Source organism: Microvirga soli (assembly GCF_016734765.1).
Lineage (GTDB): Bacteria > Pseudomonadota > Alphaproteobacteria > Rhizobiales > Beijerinckiaceae > Microvirga > Microvirga soli.
The window spans coordinates 1-21,974 of record NZ_JAERQE010000043.1 but is presented as its reverse complement, the minus strand read 5'-3'; the positions used below and the strand labels follow the sequence as shown (position 1 = coordinate 21,974).

Annotated in this window: 28 protein-coding genes, 1 tRNA gene and 1 pseudogene; 17 read left to right on the top strand and 13 right to left on the bottom strand. The window is 63.1% G+C overall.

The genetic code is table 11. The features are described 5' to 3' along the window. Positions 1–269 precede the first annotated feature (269 nt). From JKL45_RS23605 to JKL45_RS23585, 5 genes and pseudogenes are all read right to left on the bottom strand, one after another. On the bottom strand, positions 270–995 hold the full coding sequence (locus JKL45_RS23605) for a hypothetical protein (RefSeq protein ID WP_201864247.1): 726 nt from the start codon (positions 993–995) through the stop codon (positions 270–272). A 21-nt stretch (positions 996–1,016) separates the two neighbouring features. Beyond that, positions 1,017–1,439 carry a DUF3618 domain-containing protein gene (locus JKL45_RS23600; protein WP_201864246.1) on the bottom strand — a complete coding sequence of 141 codons (423 nt, stop codon included), beginning with the start codon at positions 1,437–1,439 and terminating at the stop codon, positions 1,017–1,019. Beyond that, on the bottom strand, positions 1,436–1,828 hold the full coding sequence (locus tag JKL45_RS23595) for a phage holin family protein (protein ID WP_201864245.1): 393 nt from the start codon (positions 1,826–1,828) through the stop codon (positions 1,436–1,438). The genes JKL45_RS23600 and JKL45_RS23595 overlap by 4 nt, the downstream gene beginning before the upstream one ends. A gap of 11 nt (positions 1,829–1,839) precedes the next feature. After that, positions 1,840–2,382 (bottom strand): hypothetical protein, encoded by a 543-nt coding sequence (locus tag JKL45_RS23590; protein WP_201864244.1) that lies wholly within the window; start codon positions 2,380–2,382, stop codon positions 1,840–1,842. A gap of 98 nt (positions 2,383–2,480) precedes the next feature. Further along, a pseudogene (locus JKL45_RS23585) lies at positions 2,481–2,868 on the bottom strand (helix-turn-helix domain-containing protein). Positions 2,869–2,997: 129 nt separating this feature from the next. On the opposite strand from JKL45_RS23585, the gene JKL45_RS23580 reads away from it, so the two are divergent. The 3 genes from JKL45_RS23580 (at position 2,998) to JKL45_RS23570 (ending at position 4,799) form a co-directional block, all read left to right on the top strand. Continuing rightward, positions 2,998–3,729, top strand: a complete 732-nt coding sequence (locus tag JKL45_RS23580; protein ID WP_201864243.1) for a helix-turn-helix transcriptional regulator — start codon at positions 2,998–3,000, stop codon at positions 3,727–3,729. Positions 3,730–3,919: 190 nt separating this feature from the next. Continuing rightward, positions 3,920–4,564 carry an acyl-homoserine-lactone synthase gene (locus tag JKL45_RS23575; RefSeq protein ID WP_201864242.1) on the top strand — a complete coding sequence of 215 codons (645 nt, stop codon included), beginning with the start codon at positions 3,920–3,922 and terminating at the stop codon, positions 4,562–4,564. After that, positions 4,551–4,799, top strand: a complete 249-nt coding sequence (locus JKL45_RS23570) for a hypothetical protein (RefSeq protein ID WP_201864241.1) — start codon at positions 4,551–4,553, stop codon at positions 4,797–4,799. Before JKL45_RS23575 ends, JKL45_RS23570 begins: the two co-directional genes overlap by 14 nt. Before the next feature lie 74 nt (positions 4,800–4,873). Here JKL45_RS23570 and JKL45_RS23565 read toward each other — a convergent pair whose 3' ends face one another. Next, positions 4,874–5,368 carry a YciE/YciF ferroxidase family protein gene (locus tag JKL45_RS23565; RefSeq protein WP_201864240.1) on the bottom strand — a complete coding sequence of 165 codons (495 nt, stop codon included), beginning with the start codon at positions 5,366–5,368 and terminating at the stop codon, positions 4,874–4,876. Positions 5,369–5,517: 149 nt separating this feature from the next. On the opposite strand from JKL45_RS23565, the gene JKL45_RS23560 reads away from it, so the two are divergent. Next, complete coding sequence (locus JKL45_RS23560) at positions 5,518–5,769, top strand: YgaP-like transmembrane domain (RefSeq protein WP_201864262.1); 252 nt, start codon at positions 5,518–5,520, stop codon at positions 5,767–5,769. A 59-nt stretch (positions 5,770–5,828) separates the two neighbouring features. Here JKL45_RS23560 and JKL45_RS23555 read toward each other — a convergent pair whose 3' ends face one another. Further along, entirely contained in the window at positions 5,829–6,095 is a 267-nt protein-coding gene (locus JKL45_RS23555) for a GlsB/YeaQ/YmgE family stress response membrane protein (protein WP_201864239.1), read from the bottom strand. Positions 6,096–6,238: 143 nt separating this feature from the next. On the opposite strand from JKL45_RS23555, the gene JKL45_RS23550 reads away from it, so the two are divergent. Then, positions 6,239–6,406 carry a hypothetical protein gene (locus JKL45_RS23550; protein ID WP_201864238.1) on the top strand — a complete coding sequence of 56 codons (168 nt, stop codon included), beginning with the start codon at positions 6,239–6,241 and terminating at the stop codon, positions 6,404–6,406. A 97-nt stretch (positions 6,407–6,503) separates the two neighbouring features. Here the strand turns inward: JKL45_RS23550 and JKL45_RS23545 are convergent. From JKL45_RS23545 to JKL45_RS23530, 4 genes are all read right to left on the bottom strand, one after another. After that, a tRNA-Arg gene (locus tag JKL45_RS23545) sits at positions 6,504–6,580 on the bottom strand. 104 nt (positions 6,581–6,684) lie between these two features. Next, positions 6,685–8,121 carry a sensor histidine kinase gene (locus JKL45_RS23540; RefSeq protein ID WP_201864237.1) on the bottom strand — a complete coding sequence of 479 codons (1,437 nt, stop codon included), beginning with the start codon at positions 8,119–8,121 and terminating at the stop codon, positions 6,685–6,687. An 8-nt stretch (positions 8,122–8,129) separates the two neighbouring features. Next, entirely contained in the window at positions 8,130–9,587 is a 1,458-nt protein-coding gene (locus tag JKL45_RS23535; RefSeq protein WP_201864236.1) for a dihydrolipoyl dehydrogenase family protein, read from the bottom strand. Next, on the bottom strand, positions 9,587–10,381 hold the full coding sequence (locus JKL45_RS23530) for a TVP38/TMEM64 family protein (protein ID WP_201864235.1): 795 nt from the start codon (positions 10,379–10,381) through the stop codon (positions 9,587–9,589). The genes JKL45_RS23535 and JKL45_RS23530 overlap by 1 nt, the downstream gene beginning before the upstream one ends. 266 nt (positions 10,382–10,647) lie before the next feature. On the opposite strand from JKL45_RS23530, the gene rpmH reads away from it, so the two are divergent. The 8 genes from rpmH (at position 10,648) to JKL45_RS23490 (ending at position 17,661) form a co-directional block, all read left to right on the top strand. Then, on the top strand, positions 10,648–10,782 hold the full coding sequence (gene rpmH / locus JKL45_RS23525; RefSeq protein ID WP_027314822.1) for a 50S ribosomal protein L34: 135 nt from the start codon (positions 10,648–10,650) through the stop codon (positions 10,780–10,782). Positions 10,783–10,802: 20 nt separating this feature from the next. Further along, a complete protein-coding gene (gene rnpA, locus JKL45_RS23520) occupies positions 10,803–11,234 on the top strand; it encodes a ribonuclease P protein component (protein ID WP_201864234.1) in 432 nt (143 codons plus the stop codon). Next, on the top strand, positions 11,227–13,086 hold the full coding sequence (yidC, locus tag JKL45_RS23515; RefSeq protein ID WP_201864233.1) for a membrane protein insertase YidC: 1,860 nt from the start codon (positions 11,227–11,229) through the stop codon (positions 13,084–13,086). Before rnpA ends, yidC begins: the two co-directional genes overlap by 8 nt. A 133-nt stretch (positions 13,087–13,219) precedes the next feature. After that, complete coding sequence (locus JKL45_RS23510; RefSeq protein WP_201864232.1) at positions 13,220–14,758, top strand: CYTH and CHAD domain-containing protein; 1,539 nt, start codon at positions 13,220–13,222, stop codon at positions 14,756–14,758. A gap of 70 nt (positions 14,759–14,828) precedes the next feature. Then, complete coding sequence (gene yihA / locus JKL45_RS23505; RefSeq protein ID WP_201864231.1) at positions 14,829–15,494, top strand: ribosome biogenesis GTP-binding protein YihA/YsxC; 666 nt, start codon at positions 14,829–14,831, stop codon at positions 15,492–15,494. Continuing rightward, a complete protein-coding gene (locus JKL45_RS23500) occupies positions 15,491–15,859 on the top strand; it encodes a DUF423 domain-containing protein (RefSeq protein ID WP_201864230.1) in 369 nt (122 codons plus the stop codon). The genes yihA and JKL45_RS23500 overlap by 4 nt, the downstream gene beginning before the upstream one ends. Before the next feature lie 76 nt (positions 15,860–15,935). After that, positions 15,936–16,841, top strand: a complete 906-nt coding sequence (gene argB, locus JKL45_RS23495) for an acetylglutamate kinase (RefSeq protein WP_201864229.1) — start codon at positions 15,936–15,938, stop codon at positions 16,839–16,841. An 82-nt stretch (positions 16,842–16,923) separates the two neighbouring features. Continuing rightward, positions 16,924–17,661, top strand: coding sequence for a pyrimidine 5'-nucleotidase (locus tag JKL45_RS23490; protein ID WP_201864228.1), 738 nt, complete (start codon positions 16,924–16,926; stop codon positions 17,659–17,661). 60 nt (positions 17,662–17,721) lie between these two features. Here JKL45_RS23490 and JKL45_RS23485 read toward each other — a convergent pair whose 3' ends face one another. Both JKL45_RS23485 and JKL45_RS23480 read right to left on the bottom strand, forming a co-directional pair. Next, complete coding sequence (locus JKL45_RS23485; RefSeq protein WP_201864227.1) at positions 17,722–18,225, bottom strand: YciE/YciF ferroxidase family protein; 504 nt, start codon at positions 18,223–18,225, stop codon at positions 17,722–17,724. Between the two features lie 104 nt (positions 18,226–18,329). After that, positions 18,330–19,517, bottom strand: a complete 1,188-nt coding sequence (locus JKL45_RS23480) for a DNA recombination protein RmuC (RefSeq protein ID WP_201864226.1) — start codon at positions 19,515–19,517, stop codon at positions 18,330–18,332. A gap of 198 nt (positions 19,518–19,715) precedes the next feature. Here JKL45_RS23480 and def point away from each other — a divergent pair, with 198 nt between their 5' ends. The 4 genes from def to JKL45_RS23460 form a co-directional block, all read left to right on the top strand. Beyond that, positions 19,716–20,234 (top strand): peptide deformylase, encoded by a 519-nt coding sequence (gene def / locus JKL45_RS23475; protein ID WP_201864225.1) that lies wholly within the window; start codon positions 19,716–19,718, stop codon positions 20,232–20,234. Further along, positions 20,231–21,163, top strand: a complete 933-nt coding sequence (fmt, locus tag JKL45_RS23470; protein WP_201864224.1) for a methionyl-tRNA formyltransferase — start codon at positions 20,231–20,233, stop codon at positions 21,161–21,163. Before def ends, fmt begins: the two co-directional genes overlap by 4 nt. Positions 21,164–21,171: 8 nt before the next feature. Beyond that, on the top strand, positions 21,172–21,666 hold the full coding sequence (locus tag JKL45_RS23465) for a GNAT family N-acetyltransferase (protein ID WP_201864223.1): 495 nt from the start codon (positions 21,172–21,174) through the stop codon (positions 21,664–21,666). 2 nt (positions 21,667–21,668) lie between these two features. Next, positions 21,669–21,974 (top strand): tRNA pseudouridine synthase A (locus tag JKL45_RS23460; RefSeq protein ID WP_201864222.1); only part of this gene is annotated, 306 nt, incomplete at its 3' end.

The following is a 21,974-nucleotide window of genomic DNA, read 5'->3' as shown; positions in this document are numbered from 1 at the left end:
GGAAATTAGCCGAACAGAGTTAAGAAACTTCCTCATCCTCTTGAATTCAGGGCAGGCTGATCCCATCTCAAGGCCACGCTGGCGGCACTCGTGCCGACCAGAAGCGGTCACGATGCCGAGATGATGACGCCGGATGTACGCGCATCACCTCGCCGTGGCCGTTGTCGTTTCTGCAGGGCTGGTGAGCCTCTTAATAATCGCTGCAAAAGAACAACAAAAGGGCGCCGGTTTTCACCGGCGCCCTTTTCTATTTGGTCTAGTGCCTTGTGTCAGTGACGATTGGCGTCGCGCTGGCCGCCGAACTCGCTCTCATGCCGGCTGAACTGCGCGTCGTCGCCGCTGAAATTCTCTTCGACATATTCACGGCCGCGGCTCGCGGCATCCCGCGCATAGCGAAGACCCTGGTTGCGAACCTCGTCAGCCCATTCGCCGAACATCTCGTTCTCGCGGCGGGTACGGGGCAGAAGGGCGCCGAGAAGCAGGCCGGCAGCAAGGCCAACAAGGCCCACCACCATGGGGTTTTCAGACACGTAGCTCTGAACGCCACCACGGGCATTGCCGAAAGCGCGCGAAGAGCGGCCACCCATCTTGTTCATGCGACGACGCTGCTGCGAATAAGTGCCGGAGGCCCAATCCGTGGCGCGCTCATACGTATCCTTTGCCCACTCGGAAGCATCCTCATAGACATCCTCAGCCTTCTGGCGCACCTGATCGGCGGCCTGCTGTGCCTTGTCTGCCATGCCGCCCTGGTTCTGGGCGTTGTGCTGCGAGGACTGGCCTGAAGACTGACCGGACGACGAGCCTCTGGACTGGCCAGCCGACTGCGTGTTGCCCGCCGATCCAGCGCTCTGAGCGGACTTCTGATCGTGGGCGTGAGGCATGGGGGCCTCGCCGATATTGCCGACCGATGTACCAGCGGAAACCTTGCCGGCCGTGCCGGCGTCGTTCTGCTTGTCCGCACCCGGCTTGCCGGTTTCGTTCTTGGTGTTTGCCATGGAAAGCTCCTGTTCGATTCTTCAGTAACGGGAATTCATGCCGGGGCGCTCGAACATGGGGTCCGTCGCGGGCTGGTGAACGGTTTCCGACCCGTACAGCCGGGGATCCTCCACCTCCATCAGCAGATGCTCTTCGGTGATGAGATCCTCATCGGCCACGATCAGCGGAGCTGGGCGCACAGGACGGGTAGGACGGCCGAGGCGATAAGCGAGAAGCCCGATCCCCATGGCGATCAGCATCACCGGCACGGGATTGCGCCTGACCGTATCCAGAACCCGGTCGTAGAGCGGCCCGTACTGTCCGTTGCGGGCAGTCCCGAGTACATCGTCGACGACGCCGGAAACAGTCATCTTGTCCTGGAGACGGTCGATGGTCTGGTCGAGTTGAGCGCGGCTGCGCTCGATATCCCTCTCCAGCTCCTGCAGATTTTGTGACGTCATCATGCACCTCTTTCAGACAGGACTTCCGCATCGCGCTTGAGCGAACGCATGGTCCTCTGCGGCGTGAGCGACGACGCCGTCATGGCGTTCTTCCCCCACAGCCCGAGGCCGATGGCGATCACGGCCAGAATGCCGCCGACGATAAGCGCAGCGAGCGCTTCCGAATTGACGACGGTTGCGAGCCACTCGACCAGCGACTCGGTCAGCAGCATAACGGCTGCGATCGCGAAGACCGCCGCCGCGACCACCATGGCGAGCCCCATGAACAGGGTCCGCATGTTCTGGGAAACCTCGGTCTTGAAGAGGGTGAATTCCTTCTGCGCGAGATCGGTCGATTCCCGCAGCGCCTCACCGACGAGACCCTGAATGGTTTGATTGCCGTTACCCTGCATGACGGCCTCCGTCAGGCGCTGGTTTTGGCGCGGGGGCGCTGTTGGCCCTGCTGACCTTGCTGGCGCGAGCGGCCCTGACCACCCTGAGCCGAGCCGGCATTCATGCTGTCGTACCGCAGATCCTCGGCCGTGCTCTTGATGAAGCGTGCGGCGAGGAAGCCGACCGCCACGGAGACGGCAGCCACCGTTGCAGGCCGGCGGCGCACCACGCCCTCGAACTCGTTGAAGAAGTCGGCAAAGCTCCGGTCGCGGATCGAATCCGCCAGCTGCTCCAGCCCTTCGGCCGCCGTATCGACGACGGCGCGGATGTTCGGCCGCTCGTCGAAGGAATGAGTGGATTCACGCAGCGTCGTGGCAAAATCAGCAACCGACTGCGCGATGTCGTCCTTGCGGCGGTCGACATAATCCGTCGCCTGCTCGCGCGCACTGTCGATGAAGTAACGGCTGCGCTCCGCGGCGGCACCTGCGATATCGCCGACATCGCCTTTCAGCGCGTCCCATTCCTCGTTGCCGTTGTCCTGCTGCCTGTTGGTGTTTTGCTGTCCCACGCCCATGGTCAACCTCTCTCAATCGTGAGGGAGTAACCACTAGAAGCGCGGCAGGTTCCGAACGCTGCTCGAAACCGAGATTTCAGGATTTCCTCAGTACCCTCCTAGCTGACGGAGGCGAGCCAGTCGACGAGGTCGGCGACCTTCCTGCGTGCTTCATCGTCCTTGAGGCGCAGGAAGCCGCGCACGAGCCGGTCGCTTTCCGAGCGGGTCAGAAATTCGGCCATGAGGCTGTCCGCGGAGAACCCGCCTGCCCGCAGGCCGGGGAGCCCCTCAAAAAAGAACTCGATGCCCACATCGAGAATGCCGGCGATCTGGAGCAGGCGGCTGGCACCGATGCGGTTCATGCCCTTCTCGTATTTCTGAACCTGCTGGAAGGTAAGGCCCAAGGCGTCCCGCGAGCCGTTCCTGGCTCATGCCGAGCATGGTCCGCCGGGCCCTCACCCGGCTACCGATATGCCTGTCGATGTGGTTAGGCGCCTTCTTCTGCAAGCCCCGCTCCTGCCTTTGATGAACCCTGCCTTGTCTATGCCAGCTTTAAAACTTTTGGTAGCATTATATCTAATTTCAATCTTAAGGTTTAAGACTTGCCTGGGATTAAGACTTGCCTGGGAGACGCCCATGAGCGGCCGCAGCCTTGACCATACGGTACGAGCGTTCGAGTTCATCGAGGAACTCGACGCCTTGGCCTCGCCGCAGGCGATCATCGACGCGATGGAGCGCTCCTTCGCCCAGTTCGGGTTCGAGAACTTCATCATGACCGGGCTGCCTCACCCGGAGCAGCGGATCGAAAGCTTGGTCCTGCTCAAGAAATGGCCCCTTGGCTGGTACGAGCGCTACACGCGGAACAGTTACGACCGGCACGATCCCGTGATCCAGTTGTGCCGCAGGACCGTCCAGCCCTTCGAGTGGGGCGAAGCCCGCTTCGACCCTGAGACGAACCCCAGGGGCAAGGAGATCATGCAAGGGGCTGCCGATTTCGGCATGCGGCAGGGCTATTGCCTTCCCATTCACGGCTTGAACGGGTTCGAAGCCTGCCTCTCCATGAGCGGCCCGGACCTTGACCTGACGCCTCAGACCAAGCCCGCCATCCACCTGATGACCATGTATGCGTTCGAGCGTGCCCGGCTCATCCTGGCCCCCTCTCCACGGCCGAACCCCCTGACGACCCGCGAGCAGGAAGCGCTGCGCTGGGCGGCGCTCGGGAAGTCGGCCGCCGATACGGGGGAAATCCTTGGGGTGACGGAGCGGACGATCACGGCCCATATCGGCAGCGCCTGCGCCAAGCTCAGCGCCGCCAACAAGACTCATGCGGTCGCCAGAGTGCTTCAGCATCGGCTCATCGAGATCTGATGCATCGGACCCAAAAGTGGATTTGCACTTTTGGGATCTATCCGATGCTTCTTTCTTACCGGCTCATCGTTGAGCGCGGAAAACCGGATCCACTTTTCCGCACGATGAGCCAGGAGCACCTGTAACTTCCTACAATATTCAAATCGGGCCGGTCATGAACACTGCTCTCCGGAAAAGGAGAGCATGAGGCATGACCTCAATTCACGTCATCACCGATGAGAACAAAGCTGGATATGAAGCGATCCTGGACGAGTACTTCCGCCTGAGGCACGAGATTTTCGTGAGTGAGCGTGGCTGGCGCGATCTCGCACGGCCTGACGGGCGGGATGTGGATGTCTACGACAACAAACAGGTCACCTACCTGATCGCCCTCGACGACAGGCGCGTCATCGGGGGCCTGAGGCTCTACCCGACCCTGCTGCCGCACATGATCAGCGAATCCTTCGCCCATCTAGTCAGGGACCGGGATGTGCTGTCCGGTCCGACGATTCTCGAATGCACCCGGTACTTCATCGTCAGGGAGCGGCGCATGGGCCGCACGGATTGCCGCCTGCTGGCAGCCTTTCAGCAATTCTGCCTTGAGGAGGGCATCACGGAGGTCACCGCCGTGGTGGAAATGTGGTGGCTGCCGCGCTGGCAGCAGGCTGGCTTCAAGGTTCGCCCCTTAGGTCTGCCGACGATGGTCGAGGGCCAGCCCTGCATTGCCGCCGCCATCCAGATTTCAGACGAGAGTCTGAGACATGTCAGCAGGCTCGCGGGACTGCGCGGATCATGCCTGGTGCGCGCCACAGACGCCTCTGCCTTCGTTGATCGGGTGCCCCATGTCGCTGCCTGACGAGATTCCGCCGGTCGCTTCCTTTGTCCAGGAGGAGATGACGGACGGAGCAACCGAGACGCTGGCGGTCTGCCTCTCTCGGCTGCCGCCGATCGTGCGGCTGAGGCTCCTGGCCTTCATGCATCTGGTCGAAGATCCAGCCGCCATGAAAGCCGCTCTCGAGATCACCCCGACGGGCTCCATGCGGCTCACCCTGGACACGGCCGTCACACCCTGTCCGGCCAATTGTCACTGAGCCTTCCCGCCTCCGGAGGCTCAAAAGAAAACCCCGCGCTCTGGAGCGCGGGGTTTTCGACATCAGACCGAATGTCAGGCGGCTTTGGTGTTGACGCGCGCCTCGGCGAGCTGGGTCAGAAGCTGGTCGGTCTTCTTCTCCTCCTGAAGGTTCTGATCCAGGAGCTTGGCGGCATCATTCATGCCCAGTTCCTGAGCCCAGGTCTTCAGGGAGCCGTAGCGGGTGATCTCATAGTGCTCCACCGCCTGAGCGGCAGCCAGAATGCCGGCATCGAGAGCCTCGCTGTCGGCGAAGTCTTCCATGACTTCCTTGCCTTCCTCGATGATGCCGTTGATGGCCTCGCACTGCACGCCGCGAGCCGGCTTGCCAAGCATCTCGAACACCTTCTCCAGGCGCTCGATCTGGCCTTCCGTCTCCACACGATGGGTCTCGAACGCCTTTGCCAGTTCTTCCGACTCCGCATTCTTTGCCATCTTCGGCAGGGCCTTCAGGATCTGCTTTTCGGCGTAGAAAATGTCCTTCAGCGTATGAAGAAACAGGTCTTCTAAGGTCTTTTCCTTAGCTGGCATGGTGACAACTCCTTGGTTGAAGCGTGGACTCAACGAAGGCCAAGCTTTGAGGTTCCGGGCATTGTCCGGACTCTTTTTCGAAGGGGGAACAACACCGCTTCGCGTCGCGTTCGACCCCTTGCCAATTAAGGAGAAACGACGTGACCAACATGATTTCGGCCAGGGCCGGATCGCTGATGAACGGGGAGCCCAATCTCAGCACGACAGAGCGCAGCGTCTACATGCTGGCAGGCCTCGGTCTTGCCGCCGCAGCCGCCAAGCCCCGCCCCAACCCGCTCCTGAACATCCTGGCGCTGGCGGGCGGGTCCTATCTGGCCTGGCGTGGATATATGGGCCAGTGCCCGGTCAAGGCAGCCCTGACGGGCTCGTCGGAGAGCGGACGCCTCGCTCACCACGGCTAAAACAAAAGGGCCACAGCGGAAACTGTGGCCCTTGCTTCCTGAGGAGGCCTCAGGTGCGATCAGTAGGTCGAGCTCGAGCGGCGCCCGGCGATCAGGCCATAGATGAAGAGCACGACGACGGCACCGACGATAGCGCCGATGAAGCCAGCCCCTTCATCCGCCCGGTACCAGCCCAGGGCCTGCCCGAGATAGGTGGCGATGAAAGCGCCGACGATGCCAAGAATCGTCGTCAGGATGAAACCCGATGGCTCGTTCCGGCCGGGCATGATCCACTTTGCGATCAGACCTGCCACGAAGCCGATGATGATGGTCCAGATGATACCCATGAGAGAGTTCCTGTCAGTGTTGCCTCTACAGGGAACGCACATCTTCGGCTAAGGTTGCGACGAACGCCTCTCCACCTCCCCTTTTCATGATCTCGCCGCACTTCAAGGCGACGCTCACGGATCAACGATTGGAGGTCTCGGCCATGAATTCTTCCGGCGGTTCCTGGAGCTATGAAGCCGTTCAAACTCTTCTGACCCTTGCCCGGGAAGGAACTCCCGTCTCGGTTATCAGCCTGAAACTGAAGCGGTCGATCACGGAGGTTCGAGCCAAGCTGGACGATCTCGGCGTCACCCCAACGGCGGAAGTGTAAAGCCGCCCCTTAGGAGATCGCGCTTACGAAGGCTCCGGAGTGCGCGAAACGCGCCTTCGAACCTTTTATCCTGCTTGGATCTATGTCTTGGAAAAAATGGCGCGCCCGAAAGGATTCGAACCTCTGACCCCCAGATTCGTAGTCTGGTGCTCTATCCAGCTGAGCTACGGGCGCGTGACCGGCTAAGTCGTTGCGGGAAGCAACGTTGGCCGAGGCCGGTGACATAAAGGGATCCGGCGCGGTTGGCAAGCCTCTTATGCGGAAGTTTTGCCGAAAGCTCAGTTCGCTTCCGCCGGGGTGAGCCGGTCGGGGATGGTGATCCTGAAGCAGGTCTTTCCATGGCCCTCATCGAGAACGATGGTTCCGCCATGGAGTTGGATGAGTTCGGCGGCAATCGGCAGCCCGAGGCCCGTGCCGCCCTTCTGAGCCGAGCCCTGGAAAGGCGTGAACAGGTTGGCCTTCGCTCGTTCGGGGATGCCGGGGCCGTTGTCCTTGATAAAGATCACGACAGTGCCGCCCTCCCGGTGGGCCGAGATGTCGATACAGGGCTGGCCATGGGGGGAGCCGGTCTGGCTGAGCGCCTGGACTGCATTGCGGACCACGTTCACGAGCACCCGGGAGAGTTGGTCGGGATCCGCGTCGACCATCAGGTCATCGGGGACATCGGCCTGGAACGCGATCCCGACCTCGGGCGCGAGATCCGTGAGGTTCGACAACTCGTCGATCATGGGCGCCAGGGGGATCAGGCGTCGCTGCGGAAGGGGCTCGGTCGCCCGTCCATAGGCCAGGGTCGTCTCGCAGAAGGCGATCGCCCGATCGAGGGTGCTGACCAGCCTGGGGGCGATGCGCTGAACGGAATCGTCGCTCACATTATCCAGGCGATCCGTCAGGAGCTGAGCCGTGGTCAGCATGTTGCGCAGCTCGTGGTTGATCTTACTCACCGCAAGGCCGAGCTGCGCAAGACGCCGCTTCTGGCGTAGCTCATCGGCCAGAGTCGTTTCCATGCGGGCCAGGGCCTGCTCGGCGAGGCCGATCTCGTCGACGCGATCCGTCGGCCGGATGACCCGGGAGGCATCCTCGGGATTGCTGGAGAAGTCCGCAATGTTGCCGGTCAGCCGCCGCACCGGACGCACGATCACCCATTGCAGGGTGAGATAGACGAGGCCCGCCGTGATGACGGAGATGAACAGGGACAGGAACAGGATGTTGCGGGAGAACTGGATCATGGCGTGGCGCAGGGGCCGCTGATCGAGAATCATCTCGACGAAGTCGACGCCCATGCCCGAGCCGATCACCCGGATCGGCTTGTCGGCCGGGTTGAGCAGAACATCGAAGGCATCCTGCACCAGGGTGATCCATCGTGCTTCCCGCAGATCCACGGTCTTGCCCACCTCGGTCGGCACGTCGCCTGCGGCCAGAAGGCTCCTGCGCCCCCCGCCCCGCAGGGCAATGGCCCGGGCTCCGACCCCTTGCAGGAGGCGTATCTCGAGCTCTTCGGGAAGGCTTTCCTCAGGGGCCGCATCGAGCACCATGGCGGCGATCTGCGCCGCGGCGAGGCGGTCGTTCAGCCATGTCAGGCGGAAATTGGCCACGGAGGGCACGTAGATAAGCACCTCGGCGATCATCACGAACAGCACCGTGAGCAGCAGCAGGCGCGCGGAGAGACCGAACTGGCTCAGGATGCGCCCTGCAAGAGATGTCTGCTCAGATCTCATGGTCGATTTCATCCCAAGCGGCGAACCAGGGACACCAGCCGCCGCACCCAGGGATTCTGAGCCGAAGGCTTGAGAAACTCCACAGCCGTGCTCTTCGTCACCTCGGAATATGTAGGGTAGGGATAGATCAACCCGGCGAGATGGGAAACCTTCAAGCCGCGGCTCATGGCCAGAACCCACGGCATGATCAGCTCGCCCGCATGAGCCCCGACGATGGAGCAGCCCAGGATCCTGCCGCGCGGGGTGACAACGGCTTTCACATGTCCTTCGGTCCGTCTCTCCGTGCGGGCCCTGTCGTTGTCGGCAAAAGCCCAGCGCAGGATGCGGATGGTGCCGTGCTCCTTCCGCGCCTGCGCCTCGGTCAGCCCGACGGAGGCGAACTCCGGCGCCGTATAGGTCACGCGGGGAATGGGAGCCTGCCCGACGCGAATGGGGAGCCGGAACAGGGCATTCCGGATCACCAGGCCCGCATGATGGTTGGCCACATGGGTGAACCGGGCCCCAGCGCCCGCTCCGCCGGCACAATCGCCGATGGCATAAACGCGCCGGTTGGAGGTCCTGAGCCCTTTGTCGACGAGGATCCCCGAGGCATCGGACGCGATTCCCGCAGCCTCGAGGCCGATGTCATCCACGATAGGCTTGCGGCCCGTCGCGACAAGCAGATGGCTCCCCTTGATCGTCTCACTGCTGTCGAGGACAACACCGACGCCCCCCGCTTCCGCCGGCTCGACCCTGCTGATGGAGCTACCTGCTCTGACAACGACGCCATCCGACCGCAGAGCCCCTTCGATGATGCTTGCCATCTCGGGATCTTCCTGCGCCAGGAGGCGCTCGCCGGCCTCCAGAAGCGTGACCTCCGCGCCCAGGAGGCGATAGGCCTGAGCGATCTCGACCCCCACGGCGCCTCCCCCGATCACGACGAGATGCTCGGGCTTCTCGGCAAGATCGAAGATGGTCTCGTTGGTCAGATAGGAGATCTGCTCAAGTCCAGGAATCGGCGGAACGGCGGGACGGGAGCCGGTCGCGATGACGAAGCGGCGGGCCTCGATCACCTGGTCGGCGGCGACAACCGTCTGGGCATCGGTGAACCGCGCTTCGCTCTCGATCACCGACACGCCCATGGCCCGATAGCGCTCGCCTGAATCCATGGGGGCGATGGCCGCAATGGCGCCCTTCACATGCGCATGAACCTTGGCGAAGTCGACGCTGGGCTCCCCTCCCCCGATCCCGAAGCTCCCTGCTTCGCGCATGGTGCGGGCGTGAAGAGACGCGGCGATCAGGGCTTTCGAGGGAACACAGCCCACATTCAAGCAGTCGCCGCCCATCCTGTTCTTCTCGACCAGCACCACGGAGGCGCCGAAGGATGCCGCGATAGACGCGACCGACAGACCGGCCGAGCCGGCGCCGATGACGCACAGGTCAGGGCGTAAGATAAGCCTGCCCTCTTGGTCTGCCAGCTTCACCATCAGCTCTCGCCTGTTTTGCCACGGCGCCATTGCTTCAGCGCAATCGGGATCAACGCCAAAATCCCGAGCAGAGCGAGAGCAGTCATCAACTCGGGCGTCAACAGGCTTTTAGCATTGAAATCTATGGCACAATCGCTCCGCCCCAGGGTCATGCAGGCGGTGCGCTGCTTCTCATGCTTGGCGATGACCTCATCGAGCCCCGAGCCGGCGAGGGCGAAGGCGAACGAGGCCGGCAGCATTCCGAGCTGGGTTGCCAGAACGAAGGGCCTGAGACGCATGCCGAAGAAGGCCGCAGCCAGGTTCGTGAGCCAGAATGGCACCACGGGGATCAGGCGCAGGGAGAGAAGATAGAGAAAAGACTGCTTCCGGAAGCCTGCCGCAAGACCCTGGATGCGTGACCCTGCCCGTTCGAGCAGAGGGCGCCCCAGGGAGGAGCGGGCGATGAGAAAGATATTGGCAGCCCCGAGCGTTGCGGCAAGATTCGCCGTGATGCCTCCGAGCGGCCAGCCGAAGAGATAGCCTCCGATGGCAGTCAGAAAGGCCGAAGCCGGCAGCGAGAGGGTCACGGCCGTCACATAGATCAGGCTATAGAGCCCCAGCATCGCCGGACCGTTGGCGGCCACGAGGTCTTGGAGCCAGCCCTGATAGCGCACGAAGGTCTCAAACGTGAGCGAGCGGTGCAGGCCCGTTGCAAAAACGGCTCCGATCGCTATCAAAACGACGATCAGGGGCACCATGCGCCAGAAACGACCTGCCTCTTTCGGGCTCTGCGGTTTCGGATCTGTCTGGGCCACGTGTCCTCCTGGAACCGGTGTGGTATGGAGCACCCTGTAAGGTCAAGCCTGCCGATCCGTCACAGCTTGGTGAGGCGGGGCCGGATTGCCGCACGAAGGCCAAAGCAGCGTTGACTTTGCCACTCCGTTCCTTCATAAGCCCGCAAGCTGACAGCGCTCTTCTTGGGCGCTGATCGTTTTTTCGAAACAGTTTCGGGGGAAACCCCTCCCAACCAGACGGGCGCGAGCCTTCGAGCACCGCTGCCCCATTCTACCGGAGAAGTGCCGTGAAGAGGACGTATCAACCGAGCAAGCTGGTTCGCAAGCGCCGCCACGGCTTCCGTGCGCGCATGGCGACCAAGGGTGGCCGCAAGGTCATTGCCGCTCGCCGCGCTCATGGCCGCAAGCGCCTGTCCGCGTAAGCGCCGTCAAGAGCAGCCCGATGCGCGAAGCTCGCGCAACGTCTAGCCTCGGGCGTCTGACGAAAAGACCTGACTTCGTCGCGGCGGCCTCCGGCCGCCGCTTTCATACCGAGCGGATGACGGTTCAGGCTCGCCTTCGGGAAGGTTCTGGCCTCGGCCTGCGCTTCGGCCTCACGGTCACGAAGCGGGTCGGCCACGCCACGGAGCGCAACCGCATCAAGCGCCGGCTCCGGGCCGCCATCCCCACGGCTGGTCAGGACTACGCAAATATAGATGCGGATGTCGTCGTCATCGGACGGCGAGACATCCTCTCCGCCGAGTTCGACGTTCTCATCGCCGATCTTCGGCGCGCATTGCGGGCAGTCACTAAGCCGAAAGGCGCCTCTCCCGCAGAGCGTTCTTCCTCCTCACCTCCCTCCAACGGCGAGCGTCGCGGACAATCCCATGCGTGATGACAACAAAAACCTCATCGTCGCCATCGTGCTGTCGATGGCGGTCCTGCTAGGCTGGCAATACTTCTTCGCGGCCCCGGAGGCCGAAAGGCAGCGCCTGGCTGCCCAGCAGCAGCAATCCACGCAGGTCAATCCCAATGCGCCGAACCCACCGGCCAGCCCGAGCCAGGCCGGGGGCGCTGCCCCCACCGTACCGGGAACGGTGCCGAGCACCCCGCTGGCTCTTGCGGTCGAAACCCGTGAGGCGGCGCTGGCCCGCTCGCCGCGCGTCGCCATCGACACCCCCACCATCGCCGGCTCGATCAACCTGCGCGGCGGCCGCATCGACGACGTGTCGCTCAAGAACTACCGCGAGACGGTGGATCCGCGCAGCGCGAACATCGTGCTGCTCTCGCCCGCCGGCACTCAGAACCCGTATTACGCCGATTTCGGCTGGGTTGGGGGCGAGAACGGCGCCCTGCCGACCGCCGAGACGGTCTGGACCGCTGATCGCACGACGCTCAACGCATCCTCCCCGGTGACGCTTACCTGGGACAACGGCCAGGGCCTGATCTTCCGGCGCACGATCTCCGTGGACGACAAGTCCATGTTCACCGTGAAGAACGCCGTCGAGAACCGCGGCTCCGCAGCCACGACCCTGCACCCCTACGGCCTCGTCTCCCGCCACGGCAAGCCGACGACTCTCGGCTACTACGTGCTCCACGAGGGCCTCATCGGCGTCCTCGGCGACAAGGGCCTGCAGGAATACACCTACGACGCCATCGCCAAGGAAGATCCGGTTCCTGCCGGCCAGAACACCGTCGGCGAGGTGTGGGAAGGCGTGAACGGCGGCTTCGTCGGCATCACCGACAAGTACTGGGCCGCTGCGGTCATTCCGGATCAGGCGCAGCCCTACCAGGGCTCCTTCACCATGCGCCAAGGCCCGACGGGCCAGATCTATCAGGCCAACATGCTCGGTGCGGCGCAGACGCTTCAGCCCGGCGCCACCACGGAGGTGACGCAGCGCCTGTTCGCAGGCGCCAAGGAGGTTGCCACCGTCGACTCCTATCACGAGGCGCTCGGCATCAAGAACTTCGACCTCCTGATCGACTGGGGCTGGTTCTACTTCATCACCAAGCCGCTCTTTAAGGTGCTCGACTTCTTCTTCCACCTGTTCGGCAACTTCGGTATCGCGATCCTGATCGTCACGGTGCTGCTGAAGATCCTGTTCTTCCCGCTCGCCAACAAGTCTTACGCCTCCATGGCGAAGATGAAGGCGGTACAACCGGAGATGACGTCGATCCGCGAGCGCTATGCGGACGACAAGATGAAGCAGCAGCAGGCCCTGATGGAGCTTTACCGGAAGGAGAAGATCAATCCGGTCGCGGGCTGCTGGCCGGTGCTGATCCAGATCCCGGTATTCTTCGCGCTCTATAAAGTGCTCTTCGTCACTATCGAGATGCGCCATGCGCCGTTCTTCGGCTGGATCCGCGACCTCGCGGCTCCGGATCCGACGTCAATCTTCAACCTGTTCGGCCTCCTGCCCTACAACCCGGGCGCGGTTCCGGTGATCGGCCACTTCCTGATGCTCGGCGTTTGGCCGATTCTTATGGGCATCACCATGTGGCTGCAGATGAAGATGAACCCGGAGCCGCCGGACCCGGTGCAGAAGCAGGTCTTCGCCTGGATGCCGGTGATCTTCACCTTCATGCTGGGCTCGTTCCCGGCCGGTCTCGTGATCTACTGGGCTTGGAACAACCTTCTCTCGGTGACCCAGCAGGGCTTCATCATGCGCCGCAACGGTGTGAAGATCGAACTCTTCGACAACCTGCGCAAAACATTCAGCCGCAAGACCAGTTCAGCCAAGGGCTGAACAGCGCCAGATTGAAACGTGATCATCCCCGGGCCGTGTCCCGGGGATTTTCTTTTGCAGATGACGTGTGCCCATCATGTCATCCGTCCGGCACACATCTATATCCATCCTCCATAGAATGCGGTGACGGATCATGAGCGCCTCCAAGAAAAAGCCGAAACCAGATCCGATCTCGGCTGCCCCCCGCGAGATTGAGCTGAAGCTGGAACTCGCCTCCGGCGCTGCCGAGGACCTGCTCGCGCACCCCATCCTCGACAGCGCGCGCCCGCTTCCCAAGCAGAGCGGACGTCTCTATGCGGTCTATTTCGACACGGATGACCATGCTCTCCACCGGGAAGGCATCAGCCTGCGCATCCGCCGCCGCAACGGCAAAGCCACCCAGACCATCAAGGCCGAAGGTCCCCACAAGGCTATCGCCATGGACCGGGGCGAGTGGGAGACGCCCGTCGATGGCGCACTCGACCTGTCCGCAGCGTCCGGCACCCCTCTCGAAAAGCTCATCGCGGACGAAGCCCTTCGGGCCGGCATCAAACCGGCCTTTGCCGTCGAGACCGACCGGAAGGCCTTTGAGGCCACGTTCGACGGTACCGTGATCGAGGTAGCCCTCGACCGGGCCAAAGCCTCCGGTGGAGACAAGGCTGTCACCTTCTCGGAAGTCGAACTCGAATTGCGACAGGGCGATGCGGGCGCCCTCTTCGCCCTTGCCCGCAGCCTGAGCGAGACGGCTCCTTTAAGACTCTCGACGGTGGCAAAGTCCGAGCGCGGCTATCGTCTCCTCGAGGAGGGCAGCCTTCGCCCCGCCCGGACCGAGAAGATAAAGCTGCCGAAGGATGCAACCTGCGCCGAGGCCTTCCAGGTCATCGCCCGATTCTGCCTCGCCCACATGGTGCAGAACGAAGCCCTGGTCCGGCTCACGCAGGACCCCGCTGCCCTGCACCAGATGCGCGTGGGCCTGCGGCGCCTGAGGGCCGCCATCTCCCTGTTCAGGACCCAGTTGCTGACAGACTCGGAGAGTGCCGGGATCCGAGACAACCTCCGCTGGGCCGGGCAGGCCCTGGGTGCGGCCCGGGACCTCGACGTCTTCATCGAACGGCTGCGCTCCATGGAGGATGCAGGACCGGAGCCGTCGCAGATGGAGGAGATCGAGCGGCGCAGGGAGGAAGCCTACAAGGATCTGCTGGAGGCCCTCGAATCCCGCCGCTTCATGGATGTGATTCTGCAGGCGGCCGCCTGGATCGAGGCCGGAACCTGGACGACATCCGGCAAGGGTCGGAAATCCGCCCGCCAGCGTTCTGCACGGGATTTCGCGGTACGGGAGCTTTCGCGCCGTTTCAAGCGCATCCGCAAGCTCGCAAAGCACCTGCGGGACGTCGGCGACGAGGAGCGTCACGAGCTGCGCATCCGCATCAAGAAGCTGCGCTACGGCACCGAGTTCTTCGCCTCTCTATTCGCCTCGGGCAAGGCGCAGAAGCGCCGCAAGACCCTTTCTTCCCTCCTGGAGGAGCTTCAGGAAAGCTTGGGCGACCTGAACGATCTCGCGGTCGGCGGTTCCCTTGCCATGTACCTCCCCGAGGTTTCACCCAAGCGCCTGCAGCGGCAGCGGGGAAAGCTTCTCGACAGGAGCGAGGCCTCTCTAAAGGCGCTATCGAAGGTCGATCCGTTCTGGCTGTGAGCAGGACATCGGCCAAATGCTTTGAAGCAAGCGCCTTGAAGAATGCGTCCCGAGCGCCGATAAGAGCCCCATGACCGAGACAAGCCCCCCGACCCAAGACATCGATCCCTTCCTCGAAATCGGCCGCAAGCTCTTCGCCGGCGAGGCGGATTTCATCTGGGCCGCCAACGCCCTGAACAACCTGCCGCCCATGAGCAAGGTGGAGATCGCCTTTGCCGGGCGCTCCAATGTGGGCAAGTCGAGCCTGGTGAACGCGCTCACCGGGCGCAACACCCTGGCGCGAACCTCGCATACGCCGGGCCGCACCCAGCAGCTCAACTTCTTCAATATCAATGACCGCTTCCACCTGGTCGACATGCCGGGCTACGGCTTTGCCGCCGTCGAGAAGCAGAAGGTGCAGGCCTGGACGCAGCTGATCCACGATTACCTGCGGGGCCGGGCGAGCCTCGCCCGCGTTTATGTGCTGATCGATGCCCGCCATGGCATCAAGCCGGTGGACGAGGCGGTGCTGGAAACCCTCGGCACCGCGGCCGTCTCCTATCAGGTCGTGCTCACCAAGGCGGACGAGCTGAAGCCGGGCGAGCTCGAGAAGCGCATGGACGACACTCTGAAGAAGATCGAGAAGCGGGCGGCCGCCTTCCCGGAGATCCTGCCCACGTCCAGCCGCACCGGCTTCGGCATGCCGGAGCTGCGCGCCGGCATCGCCAAGCTCCTGAGCGAGCGTGGCGCAGGATGACGCTCGCCATCCGGATTCTGATCGTCCTGGCCTCCCTGTCAGGCCTCCTCGGCGTCGGCCTCTCGGCCGCGGCAGCCCACGTGACGGGCGGTAACCTCACGACGGCGGCGCAGTTCCTCCTCTTCCACGCCCCTGCCCTGCTCGCCCTCGTGGCTCTGATCGCAGTCGGAGCCGTGAGCCCGATGCTGGGTCAGATCGCCGGCTACGTGCTGGTGCTCGGGCTCATCCTGTTTTGTGGCGACCTCTCCCGCCGCGCCTTTTCGGGCGTGGCGCTGTTTCCAAGAGCAGCGCCTGCGGGTGGGATCGTCCTCATGCTCGGGTGGCTGCTGGTGGGGATCTCCGCCCTTCTTCGTGTGAGAGCCTGAAGTCCCTGTTTGCAGCAGCGCCTCCTTCGGCTAGAAGGCAGGCCGTCCGATCCTGTTGACCGCGCCGGAGCCGCTCATGTCCGATCCGTCCACTCCTCTTCCCGACGTCCATGTGCAGGCCGAAGTGCTTGTGCAGGCCCTGCCGCACATGCAGCGCTATGACCAGCAGATGGTCGTAATCAAGTACGGTGGCCACGCCATGGGTGACCGGGCAGCGGCCGAGGATTTCGCCGAGGACGTGGTTCTGCTCGAACAGGCGGGCATCAAGCCCGTGGTCGTCCATGGCGGCGGGCCGCAGATCGGGAAAATGCTCGAGAAGCTCGGCATCAAGTCCGAGTTCAAGGGCGGGCTTCGCGTCACGGATGCGGCCACCGTCGAGGTGGTCGAGATGGTGCTGGCCGGCTCCATCAACAAGCAGATCGTCGGCTGGATCGGCGCCGAGGGCGGCAAGGCCGTGGGCCTGTCCGGCAAGGACGGCAACATGGTCGTGGCCCGTAAGGTGACCCGCACGGCGATCGACCCGGATTCCAACATCGAGAAGGTGGTGGATTTAGGCTTCGTCGGCGAACCCGAGCAGGTGAACCGGGAAGTTCTGGACCAGGTGCTCCAGGCCGAGCTGATCCCGGTGCTGGCCCCCGTGGCGATCGGCCAGGACGGCCAGACCTACAACGTCAATGCCGACACCTTTGCCGGTGCCATCGCAGGCGCCTTGACGGCCAAGCGCCTCCTCCTGCTCACCGACGTCCCAGGCGTTCTCGACAAGAACAAGAACCTCATCCCCGAGATGACCATCGAGGATTGCCGCCGCCTGATCGCGGACGGCACCATCACGGACGGCATGATCCCGAAGATCGAGACCTGCATCTATGCCCTGGAGCGGGGTGTGGAGGCGGTGGTCATCCTCGACGGCAAGGTTCCCCATGCGGTGCTGCTGGAGCTGTTCACCGACCACGGCGCCGGCACGCTGATCCGCAGAGGGTAAGGTCTGCCCTTCACGAAGCGGCAGAGAGAGCTTATATTTCGAGCAGTGGGGCCGCACGGCCCCATTGTCGTCTTTGGAATCCATGAACGCCAAACCAGCCATCGAGAGCCACCTGTCCTCCGCCGAGTCCCGTCCGTTCTCCCATGTGGAGACGTGGGTTTTCGACCTGGACAACACCCTCTACCCGCACACCTCGCGGGTCTGGCCGCAGATCGACCAGCGGATTACCCTCTACATCACCGAACTCTTCGGGCTCGATGGGCTCTCGGCGCAGGCGCTGCAGAAGTATTTTTATCACAAATACGGCACGACTCTGAAAGCGCTGATCGACGAGCACGGCATCGATCCGCATGACTTCCTCGACTTCGCTCATGATATCGACCACACGGATATCGAGCTGAATGCCAGCCTGGGCGAGGCGATCGAGAAGCTGCCCGGCCGCAAGCTTATCCTCACCAACGGCTCGCGCAAGCACGCCGAGAACGTGGCGAGGAAGATCGGCATCCTCGACCATTTCGAGGACGTGTTCGACATCGCGGCCTCCAACTTCGTGCCCAAGCCCGACCGGCGTGCCTATGAAATATTTCTTGAGCGACACGGGGTGGAGCCCTCCCGCTCGGCCATGTTCGAGGATATCGCCAAGAACCTCACCGTGCCGCACGAACTCGGCATGACCACCACCCTGATCGTGCCAAAGACTCTCGATCCATTCCGGGAGAGCTTCGAGCAAGAAGCGGTCAAGACGCCGGACATCGACTACATCACCAACGATCTGGCGGATTTCCTGCGCGCTTGTGCGCTGCCGGCCAAATCCAAATAGCGCCTCAACAAAAATGGCCTCCTGTCGGAGGCCATTTTCGGTTCCGTAGAAACGACAGACTTAGGCAGCCTTAGTGTTGACCTTGCTCTCGGCGATCCGGTTGAGCTTCTGGTCGGTCGCCTTTTCCTGATCCAAGATCTGGTGCAGGACACCGGCGCAGTCTTCGCGGCCGAGCTGCTTGGCCCAGGCCACGAGGGTGCCGTAGCGGGTGATCTCGTAGTGCTCGACGGCCTGAGCGGCGGCCAGCAGCGCGGCGTCGAGAACCTGCGGATCGGCGATCTCGCCCGAAATCTCCTGCGCCTCGTCGATGATGCCGTCGATCGCCGGGCAGGTCACGCCCTTCGGATCATGGCCATGCATGCGGAAGACCTGCTCGACCATCTGGATCTGCTGCTGGGTCTCGCCGAGATGGGTCTGGAACGCCTGCTTCAGCTGCGGGTCGGTGACCTGTTCGATCATCTGCGGCAGCGCCTTCGTGATCTGCTGCTCGGCGTAATAGATATCCTGCAGGGTGTGGATGAAGAGATCATCCAACGATTTGATGTCCTTCGACAAAAGGCCCATAGCGCAATCCTTCCCGGGTTCTGAGATATGCCAGCATGCGAGCGCCATCATCTGCTTGGCGCTTCGTTCAGCTTGGGAAGAACGTTGCGGGCGGAAGGCGGTTCCTAATCCACTGCCCGAAGATTGCGGCCCTGAAGGCGCAGGAGCTCGGCCCGGGCCTCCGCCTCGCCCTCCTCGAACTCGAGGGCTTCGATCCTCTCGCCGCGCTTCACGATCTTGTCGGTCGACACCCTGATCTGGGACACGTCGTCCTGCGCCTGCCGGAAATGGGCATCGAGCTTCGCTACGCGGGAGTCGAGCCGCTCCACGTCCTCCAGGAGCTTCTGCACCTCGATCTGGATCACCTGCGCCTCCTCCCGGATGCGGGCATCCCGCACGAGCGCCTGCATCACCTGAATGGCGAGCGTCAGCAGCGAGGGCGAGACGATGACGATGCGGGCCCGATGCGCCTTCTGCACTACGTCGTCGAAATGCTCGGCGAGATCGGCGTAGATCGATTCCGCCGGCACGAACAGCATGGCGATGTCCTGGGTCTCGCCGGGAATGAGGTATTTCTCCGCAATGTCCTTCACATGGACCATCATGTCGTTGCGCACGCGGCTCGCGGCGCGGCTGCGCGCCTCGTCCCCCTTGGCCTCCCGGAACAGGGTGAAGCCCTCCAGGGGGAACTTGGCATCGATCACGAGCCCGCGTTCGTCGCCGGGCAGGCGCACGAGGCAGTCGGGCCTCGTGCGGTTCGACAGGGTCGCCTGAAACGTGAAGGCGCTGGGCGGGAGCCCATCCCGGATGATCGCCTCCATCCGCCCCTGACCGTAGGCGCCGCGGGTCTGCTTGTTGGACAGGATGTCCTTGAGGCCAACGATCTCGCCCGTGAGGTTCGTCAGGTTCTGCTGCGCGGCATCGATGACGGCGAGGCGTTCGTTGAGCTTGGACAGGTTTTCGGATTGATGGCGCGTGGAGGATTCCAGCCCCTGGCCGACCCGGTGCTGCAGTCCGTCGATCCGCTCCGAGATCATGCGCACGAAGTCGCTCTGGCGGGAGCCGAAGACCTCCGCCATGGTCCGCATCCGGCCGGTCATCTCGGATTGGATACGGGTGAGCTCCGCCACCTTGTCGTCCATTTCCCGCGCCCGCTCATCCGCAATCAGTGCTTCCATGGCGCGATCCCGGCGGGTCCGCAGGAGCAGCACGGTGACGAGAAGCAGGAGACAGAGGCTGAAACCGGCCATCCCCAGGACGATCTGCCCCCAGGTCAGGGCGGTTTGGCCGAGGATGAGCACGACGTCGTTCATAAGGGTCAAGGTTCCGGTTGACGGATGCATCCGAACACAAGTGCCTCGTGCGGAAAAGTGGATTCCGCTTTTCCGCGAAAACGATGCACTCATGAATGATAAGCATCGGCTTAACCCCAAAAGTGGACCCACTTTTGGGTCCGATGCCGAAGACGAACGATTTGACCATCCCGGCCCAAGCGCTTATCTCCCGCGATCATGACCATCAGACCCCTTGTCATCATTCCCGATTCCAAGCTCCGCCTGGTTTCCGAGCCCGTTAAGGAAATCACGAGCGAGATCCGCAGGCTGGCGGACGACATGCTGGAAACCATGTACGACGCTCCCGGCGTCGGCCTTGCCGCCATCCAGATCGGCGTGCCGGTCCGCATGGTGACCATGGACGTGTCGAAGTCAGAGGACGAGCGCCAGCCGATGGTGCTCATCAATCCCGAGATCGTCTGGGCCTCGGAGGAAAAGCGGGTCTATGAGGAGGGATGTCTCTCGATCCCCGAATATTACGAGGAGGTCGAGCGGCCGGACCGGGTCCGCTTCCGCTTCATGGATCTGCAGGGCGAGACCATCGAGCAGGACGCTGACGGTCTCCTGGCGACCTGCGTCCAGCACGAGATCGACCACCTCAACGGGGTTCTGTTCATCGACCATCTGTCGAAGCTCAAACGCGACCGCGTGGTGACCAAGTTCAAGAAGGCGGCCAAGCGCGAGGCCGGGGCATGAGCCTGCGCGTCGTCTTCATGGGCACCCCCGATTTCGCGGTGCCCACCCTGTCCGAGATTGTGGGCCAAGGCCACGAGGTGGTAGCCGTCTACACCCGCCCGCCGGCTGCCGCCGGGCGCGGCATGGAGCTGAAGCCCTCCCCGGTGCACAATATGGCGGATCGGTTCGGGATCCCCGTGTTTACGCCCAAGACTCTGCGCACCGAAGAGGCCGCGGAGATCTTCCGCAGCCATGGGGCCGATGTGGCCGTGGTGGTGGCCTATGGGATGCTGCTGCCGAAGGCCATTCTCGAGGCGCCGGAACTCGGCTGCCTCAACCTTCATGCCTCCCTGCTCCCCCGCTGGCGTGGCGCGGCGCCGATCCAGCGCGCCATCATGGCCGGCGATCAGGAAACCGGCGTCGCCGTGATGAAGATGGAAGAGGGCCTGGATACGGGCCCGGTCGCCATGGTCGAGCGAGTGGCGATCGCGCCCGACATGAACGCGGGCGACCTGCACGACAAGCTTATGGTGCTCGGTGCCGACCTCATGGTGCGGGCGCTTGCCGCCCTGTCGCGCGGGGGCCTGGGCTTCACGCCTCAGCCGGAGGAAGGCGTCACCTACGCCCATAAGCTCAAGAACGAGGACGCCCTGATCGACTGGTCGAAGCCGGCGAAAGCCGTGCATGATCACATTCGCGGTCTTTCGCCTTTCCCGGGCGCCTACTTCACGGCCGATTTCGGCAAAGGCCTGGAGCGGGTGAAGGTACTGCGTGCGGCCTTGGGGAAAGGCTCAGGTTCACCTGGGACAATGCTGGACAATAATGGTATAATATCCTGTAGCGACGGGGCTGTCCGTCTGATCCAGGTTCAAAGAGCTGGCAAAGGCCCTGTGGCTTTCGAGGAATTCCTGCGCGGCGTAAGGCTTGGTCCGGGCGCCCGTTTTGGGTGAGGTCCGGCATGAGTGTCCGTCTGGAGGAGACTACCGACTGGCCTGCACTCTACGCCATCTATGCCGCTGCCTTCGGGCAGCTGGCCGAGGCCGACCTTGTCCGGCGGATGCAGGATGACGAAGACCTTATCCTGTCGGTGACCGCCTATACGGACGAGCCGGCCGGCCACATCGCCTACTCCAGGATGTCTCTGCACGAGGCGCCATCCATCAAAGCCTGCGTGCTGGCTCCGCTGGCGGTCTCTCCTGCTTTCCAGAAGCAAGGCATCGGGGCGGCTCTCGTCCGGCATAGCCTGACGCGCCTGACGGAAGACAGGTACGACCTGGTGGTCGTTCTGGGGGAGCCCCAGTATTACGGCCGCTTCGGCTTCGATCCCAAGCTGGCGGAAAAGCTCAAAACACCCTATGACGGGCCTTATCTCCAGGCCCTTGCGCTTTCCGATCACGGGAAAGACGCCCATGGCCCTGTATCCTATGCCAGGGCTTTTGCAGAACTGAACTAGACATGCCTCGCTACAAGCTTGTCGTCGAATATGACGGCACGCCATTCACCGGGTGGCAGCATCAGACGAACGGCCTCTCCGTGCAGCAGGCGGTCGAGGATGCCATTGCGCGCTTCGCCGGCACGCCCGTGCGCATTCACTGCGCCGGCCGCACCGATTCAGGCGTTCACGCCACCCATCAGGTCGTGCATGTGGACCTGGAGAAGGAGTGGCGGCCGGATACGGTGCGGCACGCCACCAACTCCCACCTGAGGCCCGCACCTGTTGCGATCCTCTCGGCACAGATCGTGCCCGAGACGTTCAATGCC

What these genes read in the sequence shown, in the direction of transcription:
- JKL45_RS23605 (WP_201864247.1), bottom strand. Translation starts at nt 995, where the DNA reads ATGGCAAACACCAAGAACGAAACCGGCAAGCCGGGTGCGGACAAGCAG.
- JKL45_RS23590 (WP_201864244.1), bottom strand. Translation starts at nt 2,382, where the DNA reads ATGGGCGTGGGACAGCAAAACACCAACAGGCAGCAGGACAACGGCAAC.
- JKL45_RS23555 (WP_201864239.1), bottom strand. Translation starts at nt 6,095, where the DNA reads ATGGGTATCATCTGGACCATCATCATCGGCTTCGTGGCAGGTCTGATC.
- JKL45_RS23560 (WP_201864262.1), top strand. Translation starts at nt 5,518, where the DNA reads ATGATTTCGGCCAGGGCCGGATCGCTGATGAACGGGGAGCCCAATCTC.
- fmt (WP_201864224.1), top strand. Translation starts at nt 20,231, where the DNA reads ATGAGCCTGCGCGTCGTCTTCATGGGCACCCCCGATTTCGCGGTGCCC.
- JKL45_RS23570 (WP_201864241.1), top strand. Translation starts at nt 4,551, where the DNA reads ATGTCGCTGCCTGACGAGATTCCGCCGGTCGCTTCCTTTGTCCAGGAG.
- yidC (WP_201864233.1), top strand. Translation starts at nt 11,227, where the DNA reads ATGCGTGATGACAACAAAAACCTCATCGTCGCCATCGTGCTGTCGATG.
- JKL45_RS23535 (WP_201864236.1), bottom strand. Translation starts at nt 9,587, where the DNA reads ATGGTGAAGCTGGCAGACCAAGAGGGCAGGCTTATCTTACGCCCTGAC.
- yihA (WP_201864231.1), top strand. Translation starts at nt 14,829, where the DNA reads ATGACCGAGACAAGCCCCCCGACCCAAGACATCGATCCCTTCCTCGAA.
- JKL45_RS23480 (WP_201864226.1), bottom strand. Translation starts at nt 19,517, where the DNA reads ATGAACGACGTCGTGCTCATCCTCGGCCAAACCGCCCTGACCTGGGGG.
- JKL45_RS23595 (WP_201864245.1), bottom strand. Translation starts at nt 1,828, where the DNA reads ATGCAGGGTAACGGCAATCAAACCATTCAGGGTCTCGTCGGTGAGGCG.
- def (WP_201864225.1), top strand. Translation starts at nt 19,716, where the DNA reads ATGACCATCAGACCCCTTGTCATCATTCCCGATTCCAAGCTCCGCCTG.
- JKL45_RS23465 (WP_201864223.1), top strand. Translation starts at nt 21,172, where the DNA reads ATGAGTGTCCGTCTGGAGGAGACTACCGACTGGCCTGCACTCTACGCC.
- JKL45_RS23565 (WP_201864240.1), bottom strand. Translation starts at nt 5,368, where the DNA reads ATGCCAGCTAAGGAAAAGACCTTAGAAGACCTGTTTCTTCATACGCTG.
- JKL45_RS23580 (WP_201864243.1), top strand. Translation starts at nt 2,998, where the DNA reads ATGAGCGGCCGCAGCCTTGACCATACGGTACGAGCGTTCGAGTTCATC.
- JKL45_RS23490 (WP_201864228.1), top strand. Translation starts at nt 16,924, where the DNA reads ATGAACGCCAAACCAGCCATCGAGAGCCACCTGTCCTCCGCCGAGTCC.
- JKL45_RS23575 (WP_201864242.1), top strand. Translation starts at nt 3,920, where the DNA reads ATGACCTCAATTCACGTCATCACCGATGAGAACAAAGCTGGATATGAA.
- JKL45_RS23600 (WP_201864246.1), bottom strand. Translation starts at nt 1,439, where the DNA reads ATGATGACGTCACAAAATCTGCAGGAGCTGGAGAGGGATATCGAGCGC.
- rnpA (WP_201864234.1), top strand. Translation starts at nt 10,803, where the DNA reads ATGCGCGAAGCTCGCGCAACGTCTAGCCTCGGGCGTCTGACGAAAAGA.
- JKL45_RS23540 (WP_201864237.1), bottom strand. Translation starts at nt 8,121, where the DNA reads ATGAGATCTGAGCAGACATCTCTTGCAGGGCGCATCCTGAGCCAGTTC.
- JKL45_RS23510 (WP_201864232.1), top strand. Translation starts at nt 13,220, where the DNA reads ATGAGCGCCTCCAAGAAAAAGCCGAAACCAGATCCGATCTCGGCTGCC.
- JKL45_RS23550 (WP_201864238.1), top strand. Translation starts at nt 6,239, where the DNA reads ATGAATTCTTCCGGCGGTTCCTGGAGCTATGAAGCCGTTCAAACTCTT.
- JKL45_RS23485 (WP_201864227.1), bottom strand. Translation starts at nt 18,225, where the DNA reads ATGGGCCTTTTGTCGAAGGACATCAAATCGTTGGATGATCTCTTCATC.
- argB (WP_201864229.1), top strand. Translation starts at nt 15,936, where the DNA reads ATGTCCGATCCGTCCACTCCTCTTCCCGACGTCCATGTGCAGGCCGAA.
- JKL45_RS23500 (WP_201864230.1), top strand. Translation starts at nt 15,491, where the DNA reads ATGACGCTCGCCATCCGGATTCTGATCGTCCTGGCCTCCCTGTCAGGC.